This window comes from Lysobacter sp. CCNWLW3 (assembly GCF_036697405.1).
In the GTDB taxonomy this organism is placed as follows: Bacteria; Pseudomonadota; Gammaproteobacteria; order Xanthomonadales; family Xanthomonadaceae; genus Lysobacter.
In genome coordinates, this window is sequence record NZ_JBAHWA010000005.1 from 13,209 (window position 1) to 30,278 (window position 17,070).

Consider the following 17,070-nt stretch of genomic DNA (forward strand, 5'->3'; position numbering starts at 1 on the left):
TCCGCGCTGCATCGCTGCACAAGAAAGCCCCGCTTCGGCGGGGCTTTTTTTGTGCCTGACGGGTTGCCCGGCCCGTGCCGCAGCGCCCCGCCATACGCCGATTGTTCGAAACGTCTTGACGCCACCCCGGGCTTACTCGTAAATTGAAACGATATAACGTTTCAATACTGCTTCAGGAAGGAATCGACGTGAACGACAGGCGTGATGGGGGCCGCCGCGCGATGGAGCGCGGGCGCAAGCTGGGTTGGGGCAGGTGGTTGGGACGGACGGTGGCGGCCACGCTGCCCTTGGGCGCCCTGACCATCGCGCCGGCGGCGTTCGCGCAGGTGGCGACGCCCGGTTCCGGGCAGGGGGCGGACGCGGGTGCCACGCCGCATCAGTTGGACAAGGTCACCGTCAGCGGCACGGCCGAGCAGGCGGCCCTGGACACGCCGACCGCCACCGCATCGCGCCTGGGCCTGACCCCACGCGAGACGCCGGCCGCGATCGAAACGCTGAGCGCCGACGCGATCGGGCAACGCGGCCTGCGCGGCACGGTCGAGGCGCTCAATGCCGCGCCGGGCGTGCTCGCCGGCCAGCTGCCGTCCTCGCCCGGCATGAGCTCGATGCGCGGCTTCAGTGGCGGTGCGATCTCGCTGCTGTACGACGGCGTGCGCCAAACCGCCGCGCCGCTGGTCACGCGCGACTTCGACAGCTGGAGCTTCGAGCGCATCGAGGTGCTGAAGGGGCCGGCCTCGGTGCTGTACGGCGAAGGCGCCCTGGCCGGTGCGATCAACCTGGTGCCCAAGCGGCCGCATTTCGACGGCCGCGCGACCTCGATGCTGCTGGGCTGGGGCAGTTTCGGCAGCCAACGCTACGCCATCGACAGCAACCTGCCGATCGATTCCGCCCTGGCCCTGCGCCTGGTCGCCAGCCACCGCCGCAGCGACGGCTACGTCGACGACACCGGCAGCCGCGCCAGCTCGGCGACCTTGAGCGCGCGCTGGCGTCCCAGCGATGCGCTCGAGGTCGATCTGGCCCTGGACCATTACGAGGACGACTACGACACCGCCTACTGGGGCACGCCGCTGGTTCCGCGCGCGATCGCGCGCGATCCCAGCGACCTGGTCCGCAGCGGCAACGGCTACGTGATCGACCGCGCGCTGCGCGACCGCAACTACAACGTCGCCGACGGCGTGCAGACCGCCAACAGCGATTGGCTGCGCACGCGGGTGAACTGGCGGATCGGCGAGGGCCTGCGTTTCGTCAACGAGGCCAGCTACTACGATGCCACGCGGCGCTGGTCGAACTCGGAAACCTATACCTACGACGCCGCCAGCGGCCTGCTCCGACGCGGCATCACCCGCATCGAACACGAGCAGGCCTACTGGGTCGAACGCGCGACCCTGCTGTCGGACGGTACGCTGGGCGGGCGCCGCAATCGCGCCTCGCTCGGGCTGGAGTTCAGCAACGGCGACTTCAAGGTGCCGCGCCGCTTCGGCACCGCCCAGGCGGTCGATCCCTACGCGCCGCAGCGCGGCCTGTTCCCGGTCGGCGACGAAGCGCTCAACTTCCCCGGCGCCGGCAATCGCGTCGATTTCGATTCGACCACGCGCACCGCGTCGGTGTTCGCCGAGAACGCCCTGAACCTGACGCCGCGCTGGCTGTTGCTGGCCGGCTTGCGCTACGACCGCATCGAGCTGGAGCGCAGCGTGCGCGATTTCAACACCGGCGTCGTCACCCGCTTCGCGCGCGAATACGATCCCTTGTCCTGGCGCCTGGGCAGCGTGTTCGATCTGCGGCCGCAGACCCAGCTGTACGCGCAGTACAGCCGGGCGGTGGCGCCGGTCGGCAGCCTGCCGCTGATGTCGCTGGCGAATTCGCGCTTCGAGCTCACCCACGGGCGCGCGGTCGATATCGGAATCAAGAGTTCGTTCTGGGAAGACCGCGTCGACCTGACCCTGGGCGGTTACTGGATCGAGCAGGACGACATCGTCACCCGCGATCCCGCCAACGCCGCGATCTCGATCCAGGGCGGGCGCCAGTCCTCGCGCGGCATGGAGTTGTCGGTGCAGGCGGCGCTCACGCGCGCGCTCAGCGTCGAGGCCAGCGTCGCGGCCTTGAACGCGCGCTTCGACGAACTGCGCGAGGCCGGCGGCGTGGACCGCGCCGGCAACGTGCCGCCGAACGTGCCCGAACGGATGGCCAGCCTTCGCGCCAGCTACCGCTTCGACGGCCTGCCGTTGCGCCTGAGCGCGGGCCTGCGTCACGTCGGCGCGTTCTACACCAACAACGCCAACAGCATCCGCGTCGACGCGCATACGGTGTTCGACGCCTCGCTGGCCTACCGGCTGCCGTTCGGCGAGATCGCCCTGCACGGACGCAATCTCGGCGACGCCTTCTACGCCGACTGGTCCGGCGGCGCCGCCGACCAGGTCGTGATCGGCGCGCCGCGCAGCGTCGAGCTGACGTTCAAGGTGAACCTGTGAGCCGCCTCGACGCGCCCACGCGCATCCATGCGTTGCGCCTGCACGAGGTGCGCAAGGACTTCGGCGATCGGCAGGCGCTGGCCTCGTTGTCGCTGACGATCGCGCCCGGCGAGGTCTACGCCCTGCTCGGGCCCAACGGCGCGGGCAAGACCACCACGCTCAACCTGATCCTCGGCTTCCTGCATCCCGATGCCGGACGCATCGAGGTCGGCGGCGTCGACACGACGCGGGACCCCCTGCAGGCGCGCGCGAAGATCGCCTACCTGCCGGAAACCGTGATGCTGCACCCGGCGCTCAGCGCGATCGAGAACCTGGGCTACTTCGCCATGCTCGGCGGGCGCCGTCTCGACGAGGTCCAGGCGCGCGCGCTGCTCGCCGAGGCCGGGCTGCAGGAGGAAGCGCATACGCGGCGCGCGGCCGGCTTCTCCAAGGGCATGCGCCAGAAAGTGGGCCTGGCGATCGCGCTGGCCAAGAACGCGCAACTGCTGTTGCTGGACGAACCGACCTCGGGCCTGGACGCGGGCGCGGCCAACGATCTCTCGCAGGGCGTGCGCGCCGCCGCGCGTCGCGGCGTCGCGGTGCTGATGGCCACCCACGACCTGTATCGGGTCAAGGACGTGGCGCAGCGCCTGGGCATCCTGCGCGGCGGGCACCTGCTGATCGAGCGGCATACCGAGCAGCTGTCGGCGGCCGACATCGAAGCGCTGTACCTGGAGCAGCTAGCGCGATGAAAGCCTCGCTGACCGCCTACGAATGGACCCTGCTGCGGCGCGACCGTCGCGCCTGGTGGTCCCTGCTGAGCCTGGGCGCGTTGGTGCTGCTGGCCTTCGCGATCAATGCCGCCCAGCTCGCGCGCGCCAATGCCGACAAGTCGCGCATCGCCCAGGACGAACGCGCGCGCTGGCTGGGCCAGGGCGAGAAGGATCCGCATTCGGCCGCGCACTACAGCATCTACGCGTTCAAGCCGGCGCCGACCCTGGCCGCGCTGGATCCGGGCGTGGAACCCTATGTGGGTCAGGCGCTGTGGCTGGAGGCGCACGCGCAGAACGACATGTTGTATCGCCCGCAAGGCGAGGCCAGCGTGCTGCAGCGCGCCGGCGCGGTCAGCCCGGCCGGGTTGTTGATCGGCTTCGCGCCGCTGGTCGCCTTCCTGCTCGCATTCGGCGCGATGGCGATGGACCGCGAGCGCGGCACCCTGCGCCTGGCCTTGGGCGCGGCGACCCGCCCGCGCGCGATCGTCGCGGCGAAAGCGCTGGCGATCTGGATCGCGATGCTGGCCGTGCTGTTGCTGCCTTCGGCCGTGGCGGCCGCCACCCTGGCCTGGGCGCAGGAAGCGCTGTATCTCGATCTGGCTTTGCGTCTGACTTGGTGGAGCCTGGCGATGGCCGCCTGGTTGGGCGTGCTGACCGCGCTCGGCATCGCGGTGGCGAGCTTCGCGCGTGGCGTGCGCACGGCGCTGGCGGTCCTGTTCGGGGTGTGGATCGTGTTCGCGCTGGCGCTGCCGCGCTGGGCCGACAGCGCGGTCGAGCGCGCCCGTCCCTTGCCGTCGGCGCAGTCGATCAAGCAGCGCCTGGCCGAGGAAGCGCCCGCGTTCTGGACCGCCGAGACCGCACGCCAGAACCAGGCCAAGCTGCTCGCGCAGCACGGCGCGCAACGCAAGGAAGATCTGAACGTCGACCTGCGCGGTGCCGAGCTGGACATGAACGAGCGTCATGCCTACCGCGTGTTCGACCGCGTGCTGGGCGATTTCTACGGCCGCGTGCTGGCGCAGGACCGCGCCTACGCGGCCTGGGGCCTGCTTTCGCCTGCGATCGCGATCCAGAGCCTGTCGCCGGCTTTCGCCGGCAGCGACTTCGCCCACCACCGCCGCTTCATCGACGGCGCCGAGGCCTATCGGCGCGCGCTGGTCAACCGCATGAACCAGGACGTGATGGCGCACCCGACTCACAACGGCGGCGAGCGCCACACCAACGACCGGTCGCTGTGGGCGCAGATACCGGAATTCCGCCATCGGCCGCCGGCGTTGGGCGATGCCTGGGGCGAGGCGGCGCCGGCGCTGTGGGCCTTGTCGCTGTGGTGCGCGCTGGCGCTGGGCGCCCTGTGGCTGGCCGCGCGCAGGTTGCAGCCATGAGGGCGCCGGGCTTCGCGGACCTGCTGCGTTGGGAGCTGCGCCAGGTCGGGCGCAACCGCCTGCTGTGGCTGGTGCTGGGCATACTCGTATTGGCGATGGTCTGGGGCGCGCGCAGCGGCGCCGCCCTGCATCGTCAGCAGGACGCGGCGATCGAGCGCGCGCGCCATAGCGACGCGGCCTGGATGGAGCAGGTGCGCGAACGCGCGCGCCGCTATTCGGCGCCGGCGAGCGACGAACTGCCGTACTGGCAGGACCCTACCGACGCCGCCGGCTTCAGCCGCTATTTCCTGCGCGTCCAGGCCTACAAACCGCACCTGCCGCTGTCGCCGCTGGCGGTCGGCAGCAGCGATCTGCTGCCGGCACGCTTGCCGGTGAAACTGGAGACGCCGTTCGGCATCGAGCCGGTCTACGACTTCGAGAATCCGCGCGGGCTGGCCCTGGGCCGCTTCGACCTGGGCTTCGTGCTGGTCTATCTGTTGCCGATCGCCTGCATCCTGCTGGTCGGCCTGCTGGCCACCTTCGAACGCGACAACGGCATGCTGCGCCTGATCGCCGCGCAACGGGTCGGAGCGCGCGCCTGGCTGGGCGCGCGCATCGCCGCGATCGCGTTGTGGCTGGCGCCGGCGCTGGTGCTGGGCATGCTCGTGGCGCTGGCCTTGGCCGGCACCGATCTATCCGCCGCCGCGCCCGAACTGCCGGCGTCGACGGCGCTGGTGCTGGCCTATCTGGCCTTCTGGCTGGCGCTGGGTTTCGCGGTCGCCGCGCGCTGGTCTAGCGCGGCCGGCACGATTTCCTCGCTGGTGGCGGTATGGGCGGTGCTCGCCATCGGTCTGCCCCTGGCCGGCAACGCCGCCTCGGCCGCGTTCGCACCGGCGCCCTCGGCGGTGACCGTGGTGGACGCGCAGCGGCGCGCCAACGATGCCATCGCCGAGCACCGCGACAGCCTCGTCGCCGCCGCGTTCCGCGGCCGCGCCGATCTGGCCGCGGCGGCCGATCGGATCGGCGCGCTCGACTACGCGACGCGCCTGAGTTTCCTCACCCCCGAACTGGAGCGCAGGCTGCTGTCGCTGCATCGCCGGCAGTCGCAAGCGCGCGCGGACCGCGAGCGCAGTTCCGATCGGCTCGCCTACCTGTCGCCGCCATTGGGCCTGCAGAGCGCGCTGGCGACCCTGGCCGGCACCGACCTGGCCCGGCATCGCCGCTTCGAGGCGCAGACGCGCGCCTACCAGTTGCGCCTGCGCGACTGGTTCTATCCGCGCATGCAGCGCCAGATCGTCGCCGCGCGCCCGCCGGCCGGCGGCTACGGCCGCATGAACTTCACCGACTACGACGCGATCCCGGCCTGGTCGGGATCGGAAGCGGCGGCGTCGGCGCGCGCGGGCGCGGTGGCGCCGCTCGCGCTGTGGTTGTGCCTGCTGGCCGCCGCACTCACCGCGTGGGCGCTGCTGCGCCTGCGCCACTGGCCGACGGAGTTGTGAGCATGTCGCGTACCGATGCACGGATGAAACCCACCTGGCTGGCGCTGGCCTGCGCGCTGGCCTCGCCGGCGATGGCGCAGCGCGCCGGCGACAACGCGGTCACCGCGGCGGAAGACGCGTTCGGCGCCACCCTGGGCAACGAAAGCATCGGCCTGTACAGCAGCAAGCAGGTGCGCGGCTTCTCGCCGGTGGAAGCGGGCAACGTGCGCATGGACGGCGTCTACTTCGATCGCCAGGGCACGGTGCCGCCGGCCCTGGTCGAGGGTTCGAGCATCCGCGTCGGCCTGTCGGCGCTGAACTATCCCTTTCCCGCGCCGACCGGAATCGTCGATTACCGCCTCAAGAAGGCCGGCGACCGACGCGTGCTGAGCGTGCTCGGCGCGCTCAACGCCTACGGCGCGCCCGCCCTGGAACTGGACGCGAAGCTGCCCATCGTCGATGGCACGTTCGGCGTCGCCGCCAATCTGGCCTGGGCGCGCGAGGAGTATTACGACGGCGCCGACGCGCGTTACCTGCGCGCCGCCGTGGTGCCGCGCTGGCGGCCGTCCGAGCACGTCGAGATCCTGCCGTTCTGGAGCATCTCGCGCGGCCGCGACGAGGAAGTGGCGCCGGTGATCGTCACCGCCGGCAACTACCTGCCGCCCAAGATCGAACGGCGCCGGCATTTCGGCCAGACCTGGAGCGACAACGAGTACGACAGCCGCAACTACGGCGTGATCGCCAAGGCGCGCTTCGGTGCGCACTGGGCGCTGGCCGGCGGCGTGGTGCGCTCGATCTTCCAGATGCCCAGCGGCTACGCCGAACTGTTCGTGGACACCACGCCCGACGGGCTCACGCGCGAGAAGGTGATCGCCGATCCGCGCCAGCGTTCGGCCTCGACCAGCGGCGAGCTGCGCCTGAGCCGCAGCTTCAGCCAGGGGCCGCGCCTGCACGTGCTGCACGCGATCGTGCGCGGGCGCGACCTGCACAGCGAGTACGGCGGCTCGGCGCCGGCGCTGGACTACGGCTGGCGCAGGCTCGGCGAACCGGCGCCGGTGCCGCGCCCCGGCGATTTCGCGTTCGGCCCGCGCACCCAGGACCAGGTCCGGCAATGGACCGCCGGCTTGGCCTACGAAGGGCGCTGGCGCGAGGTCGGCGAACTCAGCCTGGGCCTGCAACGCACCCGCTACGAGAAGCAGGTCGACCAGCCCGGCCTGCCGCGCGTGTCCACCCGCGACGATCCGTGGTTGCCCAGCGCGACCCTGACCGCCTACCTGAGCAAGCGCGTCGCGCTGTACGCCGGGCATACCCGCGGCCTGGAGGAGAGCGGCGTCGCGCCCGACGACGCGGCCAATCGCAACCAGGCGCTGCCGGCGATCCGTACCCGCCAGACCGATGCGGGCCTGCGCTGGACCTTGCCCAACGAGATGAAGCTGGTGGCCGGCGTGTTCGACGTGCGCAAACCCTACTTCATCACCGACGAGCGCAACGTCTACGGCGCGCTGGGCGAGGTCCGCCATCGCGGCGTCGAGCTGAGCCTGAGCGGCCGGCCCAGCGACAACCTCAGCCTGGTCGCCGGCGCGGTGCTGATGCGCCCGCGCGTGAGCGGCGAAGCGGTGCGTCAGGGACGCGTCGGCGAGCGTCCGATCGGCCAGGCCGAACGCGTGCTGCGCGCCGATCTGGAATATCGCCCGCCGAGCTGGCCGGGCTGGTCCTTCGACCTGGCCATGAGCCACTACGGCGAACGCGTGGCCTCGCGCGACGGCTTCAACCGCGTTCCCGCCTACAGCCTGGCCGATGTCGGCGCGCGCTACCGCTTCAAGCTCGGCAACGCCCCGGCGACCCTGCGCCTGCTGGTGGCCAACGTCGGCGACACCTACACCTGGAACCTCTACGGCCACAACAGCTTCGGCCTCACCGACGGCCGTCGCTACGTGGTCCAACTCGCGGTCGATTTCGAGGCTTAGTCCGATGCGACAAGGAGAAACAGCGAGCATGCTGCGCCAGGAACGGCAACATCCGGATCGACCCTCGACGCCGGCGCGCCTGCGCGCAACCGATGCCGCGCCGGCGGTGCACAGCGGCGTATGCCACGGCACCCTGGGCGAACTGCTGCAGGGGCCGTACGAATGCGACGGCGACTTGCACATCGGCATCATCTCGCTGCCGGTACGGCGCTACAGCTGGATGCACTTCGCGCCCGGCGAGGGCGGCGACATCGAGGCCGAGCTGGCGGGCAAGGACAAATGCCGGCAGGCGCTGGCACTGTACTTGGCGCATCACGGCAAGCGCCTGCCGGCAGGCCGCTGGAGCCACGACTCCGAGCTGCCCACCGGCAAGGGCATGGCCAGTTCCACCGCCGATATCGTCGCCACCATCCGCTGCCTGGACCGGGTGTTCGGGATCCGCTCGTCGCCGGCGCTGATGGCCGCGCTGCTGCGCGAGATCGAACGTTCCGACAGCGTGTTCCTCGACCGCCACGCGCTTTACCTCAGCGGCCGCCAGCAAGTGGTGCGCACCTTCCCGCGCGCGCTGCGCCTGCACGCCTGCTACATCGACGAGGGCGGCACGGTCGAGACCGAAGCCGTGGCCGCCGATCTGCTCGGCCACTATCGCGACCGCCTCGACGACTACCGCCGCAACCTCGACCGCATGCTGCAGGCCTTCGCCGCCCACGACGTGCGCGCGATCTGCGACTGCGCCACCGAAAGCGCCGCGCTGGCCCAGGGCGTGATCGCCAAGCGCGCCTTCGACACCTTGCTGGAACGGCGGCGCGCGCTCGGCGCCGACGGCATCGTGGTCGCGCACACCGGCAGCCTGATCGGCTATCTCTACGCGCGCCGTCCCAGCACCGCGCGCATGGGCGAGCTCTCGTCCTTCTTCCGCGGCCTGGGGCACCAGTGCCGTTTCGTGGAGACCGGGCCATGAGGGGCGTGCACGCGCATATCGCCGATGCGATCAAGGCGCCGGACCTGATCCGGCTGGGGCCCAACCTGTACGTGGCGCGGTTCGAGACCATGAAGGTCTACTCGACCCTGGTCGCGGTCGAACGCCTGCTCGCCAGCGGCCGGGTGCGGGCGGGCGCGACCCTGATCGACAGCTCCAGCGGCATCTACGCCTACGCGCTGGCGCTGGCCTGCCACAAGTTCGGGCTGCGCTGCCGCATCGTCGGCTCCAAGACCGTGGATCGCAGTTTGATGCTGCAGCTGCGCATCCTCGGCGCGACCATCGAGCAGGTCGAGCCGCAGGCCACGCTCAAGCTGGACCAGAGCCTGCGCGTGGCGCGCATCCACGAACTGCTGGCCGCCGATCCCAGCCTGCACTGGATGCAGCAGTACCACGACGACATCCACTACGACGGCTACGCGCCGGTGGCCGAGGCCATCGCCGACAGCCTGGGCTGCGAGGCGCTCAGCATCGTCGGCGGCATCGGTTCGGGGTGCTCCACCGGCGGCCTCGCGCGCGCGCTGCGCGAGGTCGACGATGCGGTCGAGCTGATCGGGGTGCAGCCCTTCGGCAGCCTGACCTTCGGCTGCCAGCACCTGGAAGATCCCGGCATCATCATCGCCGGCATCGGCAGCTCGATCCCGTTCCGCAACGTGCGCCATGCGCTCTACGACCAGGTGCACTGGGTGTCGTTCGACTACGGCCTGGCCGGCTCGGTCGCCCTGCTGCGCGAGCACGCGGTGTTCGCCGGCCTGTCCACCGGCTGCTGTTATCTGGTCGCCGCGCGCGAGGCCGCGCTGCATCCCGAACGCAAGGTGCTGTTCGTCGCCGCCGACACCGGGCACCGCTACGTCGACGGCGTGTTCGCCCACTACCAGGACGCGCTGGATCCGCGCGCGCTCGCGCCCAAGCCGATCGCGGCGCTGGACGAACTGGCCCTGCCGTGGTCGGCGATGGCCTGGCAGCGCCGCGACTACACGCCGAACCCGGTGACGGCCGAGGCCGCCCAGCCCCATTCCCCCTGAAGGAGCAGCGCCATGGCGCATCTGTTGATGATCGAAAGCTGGGTCGGCGGCACCGGCCGCATTTTCCCACCCGCGATCGGCCGGCTCGGCCACCGCTACAGCTTCGTGACCCGCAACCGCGATCACTACCGCGACCCGCGCACGCGCGAGATCCACCCGGTCATCGAGCACGCCGAGCACGTACTGAGCTGGGACACCAACGACGTGCCGGCGCTGATCGAGTTCCTGCGCGCGCAGCACGCGATCCTGAAATTCGACGGCGTGGTCACGATCTGCGACTACTACATCGACACCGTGGCCCAGGTCGCGCAGGCGCTGGGGCTGCCGCAGGCGTTCTCGGCCAACGTGGTCATGGAGCGGCGCAAGGACCTGGTGCGCGAGGCGATCGAGCGCGCCGGCCTGCCCAATCCGAAGTTCGCGGTGACCGCCGGCTGGGAGCAGACCCGCGCCGAGGCGCAGCGCATCGGCTACCCATTGATCCTCAAGCCCACCGACCTGGCCTCCAGCGCCTTCGTGCGGCTGGTGCGCGACGAAGTCGAGCTGTGCCACGCCTACGATGCGCTGGAACAGTTCCCGCGCAACTTCCGCGAACAGGAACGCGTGCCGCTGGTGCTGCTGGAGGAATACCTGCAGGGCGAGGAGGTCAGCGTCGAGGCCTGCACCTACGGCGGCGCGACCACGGTGATCGGCATCACCGACAAGAGCCTGGCCGGCTTTCCCTATTTCATCGAGGACGGCCACATGTTTCCCGCGCGCCTGCAGCCGGCCCAGGCCGAGGCGGTCGTGGCCTTGGTGCGCGGCGCGCTGGCCGCGGTCGGCCACGACCACGGCATCAGCCACACCGAGGTGAAACTCACCGCCGACGGACCGCGGGTGATCGAGATCAATCCGCGGCCGGGCGGCAACTACATCGTCGAGCTGATCCAGCGCGTGACCGGCATCGACCTGCTCGACGCGCAGATCGAGCTGGCGCTGGGCCGCGAGCCCGATCTCAGCCCCCGCGCCACCGGCGTGAGCAGCGCCGCGATCAAGTTCCTGGTGCCGCCGCGCGGCGGCCGCGTCGAAACGGTCGAAGGCGTCGACAGCCTGGACAGCGATCCGCACCTGGCGCGCTGGAGCCTGGCCGCGATCGCCGGCAGCGACGTCGCCGAGCCGATCGATAACGCCTGCTACCTGGGCCACGTGGTCGCCGTCGACGCGTTGGGGCAGGGCGCACGCGCGCACGCCGAGCGCGCCCTGGGCCGCGTGCGGCTGCACTACGCCGCCTCCCCGAACGCCTGACGCCACGCCATCCTCGAGAACGCCATGCCCATCGATTCGTCTTGCTCCGCCCCGGTGTCCGTTGCCGACCTCATCCGTGCCGTACTGCGTGGCGAATACGGCCCCGATCCCGAGACCCTGCACGCGGTCGGCGCCTTCTGGGTCCGCCAGAGCACCCAGTTCCCGGGCACCGACACCAAGTACCGCAACTACTATCTCGTGCTGCGGGTGGAGGCAGGATTCGGCGGCTGCTGCCTCGAACGCGAGCAGCTCGACTCCGTCGTCGCCGAGGAGCTGTCCGGCCGCAGCGTCGCCGAGCTGCTGCGCGATCCGCGCACGCCGGTGCAGGTGGCCGCGCTCGACGCTTACCTGTCGCTGACCTGTCCGCACCACGAGCAACCGCGCGCGCAGCGCTTCCTGCTGCCACAGGGCACGCCCCTGCAGCGCGCGAAAGCGCGCGACGAGGCCATCGCCGGCCTGCTGCGGATCGAACCGGGCATGCGGGTGGGCCTGATCGGGGTGGTCAATCCGCTGGTGGCGGCGATCCTCGCGCGCGGTGGCGTCTGCCTGCCCTGCGATTTCAATCTCGAGCGCACCCAGGACGGCACGCAGGTCGTACGCGACATGCGCCCGGTGCTGGCCCAGGCCGATCTGGTGATCGCCACCGGCATGACCCTGAGCAACGGCTCCTTCGACGAAATCCTGGCCACGCTGCGCGCGCGCGCGGTGCCGCTGGTGGTCTACGCCCAGACCGGCAGCGCGATCGTGCCGCGCTTCCTCGGCCACGGCGTCGCCGCGGTCTCGGCCGAACCGTTCCCGTTCTCGCAGTTCAGCGCCGATCCCACCCCGATCCATCTGTACCGCGCGCCCGGCTACGACGACGGCGCGTGCGCGGCGGCATGAGCGCATCGGCGCCGCCTTTGGACGAGCGCGGCCGCCGGCGCGGCCTCAACGGCCTGCTGGTCTACACCTTCTTCATGGTCAGCGGCTTCGCCATGCTGATGCCGCTGGTGGCGGTGCATTACGTCAACGACCTGGGCTTCGCCGCGGCCGCGGTCGGCCTGGCGCTGGCCGTGCGTCAGCTGACCCAGCAGGGCCTGGCCCTGGTCGGCGGCCTGCTTTCGGACCGCTACGGCGCGCGCCGCATGATCTGCCTGGGCGTGCTGCTGCGCGCCTTGGGTTTCGCCGGCCTGGCCTTCGCCGGCGACCTGCCCGCGTTGCTGGCGGCGATGGTGGTGTCGGCCCTGGGCGGTGCGCTGTTCGAGGCCCCGTATCAGGCTTCGATCGCGGCCCTGACCACGGCGCAGACGCGGCCGCGCTACTACGCGATCAGCAACTGGGTCAGCGGCGTGGCGACCACGCTGGGCCCGCTGATCGGCGTGGCCCTGCTGCGCTTCGACTTCCGCGTGGTGTGCCTGGTCGCGGCGGCCTGCTTCGCCGCCAACTTCGTCGTCGCCCTGGCGCTGCTGCCGCGCGTGGAGATGCCCGAACGCGCGCTGCCCAGCCGCGGCCTGGGCCTGGTGCTGCGCGACAAACCGTTCCTGGGCCTGGTCGGCTTGATGGTGCTGTACTGGTTCCTCGCCATCCAGATCAACATCAGCTTTCCCCTGCTCGCGCAGCGCCTGACCGGCGACGTCGCCAGCGTCGGTCTGATGTTCGCGGTCAGCGCCGGCCTGACCGTGGCCCTGCAGTACCTGCTGGTGCGTTGGCTGGAACGGCGCTGGACGCAGGCGCAGGTGCTGGTGGCAGGCGTGGTGCTGATGTCGCTGGCGACCGGCGCGATCGGCCTGGTGTCGGGATTCGCCGCCTTCCTGGCCTGCGTCGCCGCGTTCTCGATCGGCGCGGTGATGACGCGACCGACCCAGCAGACCCTGATCGCCGACATGGCCGACGCTCGCGCCCTGGGCACCTACCTGGGCGTGAGCTCGCTGAGCTTGGCGGTGGGCGGCGGCATCGGCAACATCGCCGGCGGCTGGCTGATCGACGTGGCCGCGGCGCGGCATTGGCCGTGGCTGCCGTGGTCGGTGTTCTGCGCGATCGGCCTGGCCAGCGCGTTCGGGCTGTCGGCGCTGCTGCGCGGCCGTCAGCCGCGCGTGCAGGCCGCATTGTCCTGAGCCCGCAAACGAAAAGCCCCGCATCGCGCGGGGCTTCTCGATGTCGCGAGTTGTCGCCCGCCTATCAGTCGCCCAACGTCAGCAGCGAAGCGTTGCCGCCCGCCGCCGTGGTATTGACGGTGATCGTCTTCTCGGTGGTGAAGCGCGGCAGGTAGTGCGGGCCGCCGGCCTTGGGGCCGGTGCCGGACAGGTTCTGGCCGCCGAAGGGCTGCACGCCGACCACCGCGCCGATCTGGTTGCGGTTGACGTAGCAGTTGCCGACCTTGACCCGCGCGGCGATGCGCTCGATGGTCTCGTCGATGCGCGAGTGGATGCCCAGGGTCAGGCCGTAGCCGGTGGCGTTGATCGCGTCGATCACCGCGTCCAGCTGGTCGGCCTTCCAGCGGATCACGTGCAGGACCGGGCCGAAGACTTCCTTGTGCAGCTGGTCCAGCGACTTGAGCGCGTAGGCGCGCGGGGCGAAGTAGCTGCCGTGGGCGCTGTCGGCGTCCAGCGCGACCTCGGCGATCTTGCTCGCTTCCTTGTCCATGCGCGCGGCATGCTCGTTGAGCATCTTCAGCGCGTCCTCGTCGATCACCGGGCCGACGTCGGTGGAGAGCAGGCCGGGGTCGCCGACCTTGAGCTCGGCCATCGCGCCGGCCAGCATCGAGGTCACCTTGTCGGCGATGTCTTCCTGCACGAACAGCACGCGCGCGGCCGAGCAGCGCTGGCCGGCCGAGGTGAAGGCCGAGCCGATCGCGTCCTTGACCAGCTGTTCCGGCAGCGAGGACGAGTCGGCGATCAGCGCGTTCTGACCGCCGGTCTCGGCGATCAGCACGCCGATCGCGGCGTCGCGCGCGGCCAGGGCGCGGTTGATCGCGCGCGCGGTGTCGGTGGAGCCGGTGAAGGCCACGCCGGCCACGCGCGGGTCCTTCGTCAGCGCCGCGCCGACGGTGGCGCCGTCGCCGGGCAGGAACTGCAGCACCGCTTCCGGCACGCCGGCTTCGTGCAGCAGCTTGACCGCGTAGTAGCCGATCAGGTTGGTCTGCTCGGCGGGCTTGGCGATCACGCTGTTGCCAGCGGCCAGCGCCGCGGCGATCTGGCCGGCGAAGATCGCCAGCGGGAAGTTCCAGGGGCTGATGCAGACGAACACGCCGCGGCCGGACAGGTGCAGGGTGTTGGACTCGCCGGTGGGGCCCGGCAGCGCCTCGGGCGCGAACAGCTTGCGCGCCTGCTGGCCGTAGTAGCGCAGGAAGTCGACTGCCTCGCGCACTTCGGCGATGCCGTCGGGGATGGTCTTGCCGGCTTCCTTGGCGCACAGCGCGATGTATTGCGGCATGCGCTGTTCGAGCAGGTCGGCGGCGTGCTCGAGGATGGCGGCGCGGCTGGCGGCCGGGGTCGCGTCCCAGGCTTCCTGCGCGGCGACCGCGTTCTTCAGCGCCAGCTCGACGGTGGCGGCGTCGGCGGCGCGCCACTGGCCCACGGTCTCGCGGCGGTCGGCCGGATTGGTCACGGCGATGTCGGGGCCGGCGGCGTTGGCGCCCGGCACCAGCGGCGCGGCGCGCCAGTCGCCCACGGCGGCGTTGACCTGCTCGGCCAGGGTCTGCAGTTGCTGATCGTTGGCGAGGTTGACGCCCATGGAATTGGTCCTCTCGAAACCGTAGCTGCGGTACAGGTCGACCGGCAGCGGAATGCGCGGGTGGGGAATGCTGGTGAACGCCGACACCGTGTCGATCGGGTCGCGGATCAGGTCGTCGATGGCGATGTCTTCGTCGGTGATGCGGTTGACGAAGCTGGAGTTGGCGCCGTTCTCGAGCAGGCGCCGCACCAGGTAGGGCAGCAGGTCCTCGTGCGAGCCCACCGGCGCGTACACGCGGCAGGGCACGTCCAGGCGATCGGCCGGCACGACCTCGGCGTAGAGGTCGTCGCCCATGCCGTGCAGCTTCTGGAATTCGAAGGCGCGGCCGGCGGCCATGCGGTGGACGGTGGCGATGGTCTGCGCGTTGTGGGTGGCGAACATCGGGTAGATCGCGTCGCTGGCGTCGAGCATGCGGCGCGCGTTGGCCAGGTAGGACACGTCGGTGTTGGGCTTGCGCGTGAACACCGGGTAGCCGAGCTGGCCGTCGACCTGGGCGCGCTTGACCTCGCTGTCCCAGTAGGCGCCCTTGACCAGGCGCACCGGGATGCGGCGGCCGGTGCGGCGGGCGAGATCGGCGAGGAAGTCGATCACCTCCGGCGCGCGCTTCTGGTAGGCCTGCACGGCCAGGCCGTAGCCCTGCCAGCCGTCCAGCGACTTGTCGGCGTAGGCCGCGGCGATCACGTCCAGCGACATTTCCAGGCGGTCGGCTTCTTCGGCGTCGATGGTGAAGCCGATGCCGTAGCTCTTGGCCAGCTGCGCCAGCTCCAGCACGCGCGGGGTGAGTTCGGCGAACACGCGCGCACGCTTGGCGTGCTCGTAACGCGGGTGCAGCGCCGACAGCTTGACCGAGATGCTGGGCGCGGCGAACACGTCGTGCTGCAGGTAGTGGCCGCCGGGGCCGCTCTTGCCGATGGCGTGGATCGCCTGGCGGTAGGCCTCCAGGTAGCGCAGCGCGTCCTTGGTGGTCAGCGCGCCTTCGCCCAGCATGTCGAAGGAGTAGCGGTAGCTGGCGTTGTCGCCCTTCCGCGAGCGCGACAGCGCCTCGCCGATGGTGCGGCCCATCACGAATTGGTGGCCCATGATGCGCATCGCCTGGCGCACGGCCAGGCGGATCACCGGCTCGCCGACGCGGCCGATCAGGCGTTTGAAGGCGTTGTGGACGTCGCGCTTGGTGTCGTCGGCCAGGTCGACCAGGTGGCCGGTCAGCATCAGGCCCCAGGTCGAGGCGTTGACCAGGACCGAGTCGGACTGGCCGAGATGGCGCTTCCAGTCGGCCTCGCCGAGCTTGTCGCGGATCAGCTTGTCGGCGGTGTCCTGGTCGGGGATGCGCAGCAGGGCCTCGGCCACGCACATCAGCAGCACGCCTTCCTCGCTGCCCAGGTCGTACTGGCGCATGAAGGCTTCGATCGCGCCCTGGTCCTGGGCGCGGGTGCGGACCCGGGCGACCAGGTCGGCGGCCGTGGCCTGCGCGGACTGGCGGTCGGCCTCGGGCAGGCGCGCCTGCTCCAGCAGGTCGCCCACGTGCTGGGCTTCGTCGCGCACCCAGGCGGCGGTGATCGCCGCGCGCGGGGCGGCCGGGGCCGGGGGGAGTTCGGGGCTGATCAGCGCGCGCGGCGGCGGGCCGTCGGCGGCGTCGGAGGAGGAGTCGATGGTCATTCGGACCGCAGCGCAGCGGAGGGGAGCCGCTTAGTTTAGAGCTTTCGGTCCAATCCGGTCTGTCGTATCCGGGCTGTCGGCGGCACCGCTTGCGCATCGGGTCGCCGTGCGGGTGCGCACGGGCCGCTGGCGGGCGCTCCGGGCGGCGTCGCCGAGTCGGCCCCAGCGCGGGCCGCGGAGCCGTCCGCAGGTCGCTGCGACGGCCGCATCAGGCCGTTTGCGCAAGGCCCGCAGCGGCTGCGTGAACGCCTCGCGGGTTGCCGCAGAGCGGGTCGGAGGCTACCATTTCGCGGATTATCCGTAGCGCCGTCACCGGCGTGATGGGCCCTGGACGGGGCTCGCCAGCCACCTCCTTCCGGACGGTTCCCCCTCGCCAGCGCCTGGCCGGGCCGGTG

The 17,070-nt window shown here is 71.1% G+C and carries 11 protein-coding genes; 10 read left to right on the top strand and 1 reads right to left on the bottom strand.

The genetic code is table 11. The features are described 5' to 3' along the window. The first annotated feature begins 188 nt into the window (after window positions 1–188). From V1318_RS10370 to V1318_RS10415, 10 genes are read left to right on the top strand one after another with little or no spacing between them, the layout of a single operon-like run. Window positions 189–2,468 carry a TonB-dependent siderophore receptor gene (locus V1318_RS10370; RefSeq protein ID WP_332939581.1) on the top strand — a complete coding sequence of 760 codons (2,280 nt, stop codon included), beginning with the start codon at window positions 189–191 and terminating at the stop codon, window positions 2,466–2,468. Continuing rightward, window positions 2,465–3,199, top strand: coding sequence for an ABC transporter ATP-binding protein (locus V1318_RS10375; protein ID WP_332939582.1), 735 nt, complete (start codon window positions 2,465–2,467; stop codon window positions 3,197–3,199). Before V1318_RS10370 ends, V1318_RS10375 begins: the two co-directional genes overlap by 4 nt. Beyond that, window positions 3,196–4,599: a DUF3526 domain-containing protein gene (locus V1318_RS10380; protein WP_332939584.1), complete on the top strand. Its 1,404-nt coding sequence runs from the start codon at window positions 3,196–3,198 to the stop codon at window positions 4,597–4,599. The genes V1318_RS10375 and V1318_RS10380 overlap by 4 nt, the downstream gene beginning before the upstream one ends. After that, window positions 4,596–6,077 carry a DUF3526 domain-containing protein gene (locus V1318_RS10385; RefSeq protein WP_332939586.1) on the top strand — a complete coding sequence of 494 codons (1,482 nt, stop codon included), beginning with the start codon at window positions 4,596–4,598 and terminating at the stop codon, window positions 6,075–6,077. Before V1318_RS10380 ends, V1318_RS10385 begins: the two co-directional genes overlap by 4 nt. A gap of 2 nt (window positions 6,078–6,079) precedes the next feature. Next, complete coding sequence (locus tag V1318_RS10390; protein ID WP_332939587.1) at window positions 6,080–8,023, top strand: TonB-dependent receptor; 1,944 nt, start codon at window positions 6,080–6,082, stop codon at window positions 8,021–8,023. A gap of 28 nt (window positions 8,024–8,051) precedes the next feature. Beyond that, window positions 8,052–8,984 (top strand): hypothetical protein, encoded by a 933-nt coding sequence (locus V1318_RS10395; protein ID WP_332939588.1) that lies wholly within the window; start codon window positions 8,052–8,054, stop codon window positions 8,982–8,984. After that, window positions 8,981–10,027, top strand: coding sequence for a pyridoxal-phosphate dependent enzyme (locus V1318_RS10400; RefSeq protein WP_332939590.1), 1,047 nt, complete (start codon window positions 8,981–8,983; stop codon window positions 10,025–10,027). The genes V1318_RS10395 and V1318_RS10400 overlap by 4 nt, the downstream gene beginning before the upstream one ends. A 12-nt stretch (window positions 10,028–10,039) precedes the next feature. Next, complete coding sequence (locus tag V1318_RS10405; protein WP_332939591.1) at window positions 10,040–11,308, top strand: ATP-grasp domain-containing protein; 1,269 nt, start codon at window positions 10,040–10,042, stop codon at window positions 11,306–11,308. 24 nt (window positions 11,309–11,332) lie between these two features. Continuing rightward, on the top strand, window positions 11,333–12,190 hold the full coding sequence (locus tag V1318_RS10410; protein ID WP_332939593.1) for a DUF364 domain-containing protein: 858 nt from the start codon (window positions 11,333–11,335) through the stop codon (window positions 12,188–12,190). Continuing rightward, window positions 12,187–13,401 carry an MFS transporter gene (locus V1318_RS10415; RefSeq protein ID WP_332939594.1) on the top strand — a complete coding sequence of 405 codons (1,215 nt, stop codon included), beginning with the start codon at window positions 12,187–12,189 and terminating at the stop codon, window positions 13,399–13,401. Before V1318_RS10410 ends, V1318_RS10415 begins: the two co-directional genes overlap by 4 nt. 64 nt (window positions 13,402–13,465) lie before the next feature. Here V1318_RS10415 and putA read toward each other — a convergent pair whose 3' ends face one another. Further along, entirely contained in the window at window positions 13,466–16,675 is a 3,210-nt protein-coding gene (gene putA / locus V1318_RS10420; protein WP_332939595.1) for a bifunctional proline dehydrogenase/L-glutamate gamma-semialdehyde dehydrogenase PutA, read from the bottom strand. Between the last annotated feature and the right edge of the window lie 395 nt (window positions 16,676–17,070).

Bases quoted from the DNA above. Each gene is read 5' to 3' on its own strand.
- V1318_RS10380 (WP_332939584.1), top strand. From the start codon at position 3,196: ATGAAAGCCTCGCTGACCGCCTACGAATGGACCCTGCTGCGGCGCGAC.
- V1318_RS10385 (WP_332939586.1), top strand. From the start codon at position 4,596: ATGAGGGCGCCGGGCTTCGCGGACCTGCTGCGTTGGGAGCTGCGCCAG.
- V1318_RS10410 (WP_332939593.1), top strand. From the start codon at position 11,333: ATGCCCATCGATTCGTCTTGCTCCGCCCCGGTGTCCGTTGCCGACCTC.
- V1318_RS10390 (WP_332939587.1), top strand. From the start codon at position 6,080: ATGTCGCGTACCGATGCACGGATGAAACCCACCTGGCTGGCGCTGGCC.
- V1318_RS10395 (WP_332939588.1), top strand. From the start codon at position 8,052: ATGCTGCGCCAGGAACGGCAACATCCGGATCGACCCTCGACGCCGGCG.
- V1318_RS10405 (WP_332939591.1), top strand. From the start codon at position 10,040: ATGGCGCATCTGTTGATGATCGAAAGCTGGGTCGGCGGCACCGGCCGC.
- putA (WP_332939595.1), bottom strand. From the start codon at position 16,675: ATGACCATCGACTCCTCCTCCGACGCCGCCGACGGCCCGCCGCCGCGC.
- V1318_RS10415 (WP_332939594.1), top strand. From the start codon at position 12,187: ATGAGCGCATCGGCGCCGCCTTTGGACGAGCGCGGCCGCCGGCGCGGC.
- V1318_RS10400 (WP_332939590.1), top strand. From the start codon at position 8,981: ATGAGGGGCGTGCACGCGCATATCGCCGATGCGATCAAGGCGCCGGAC.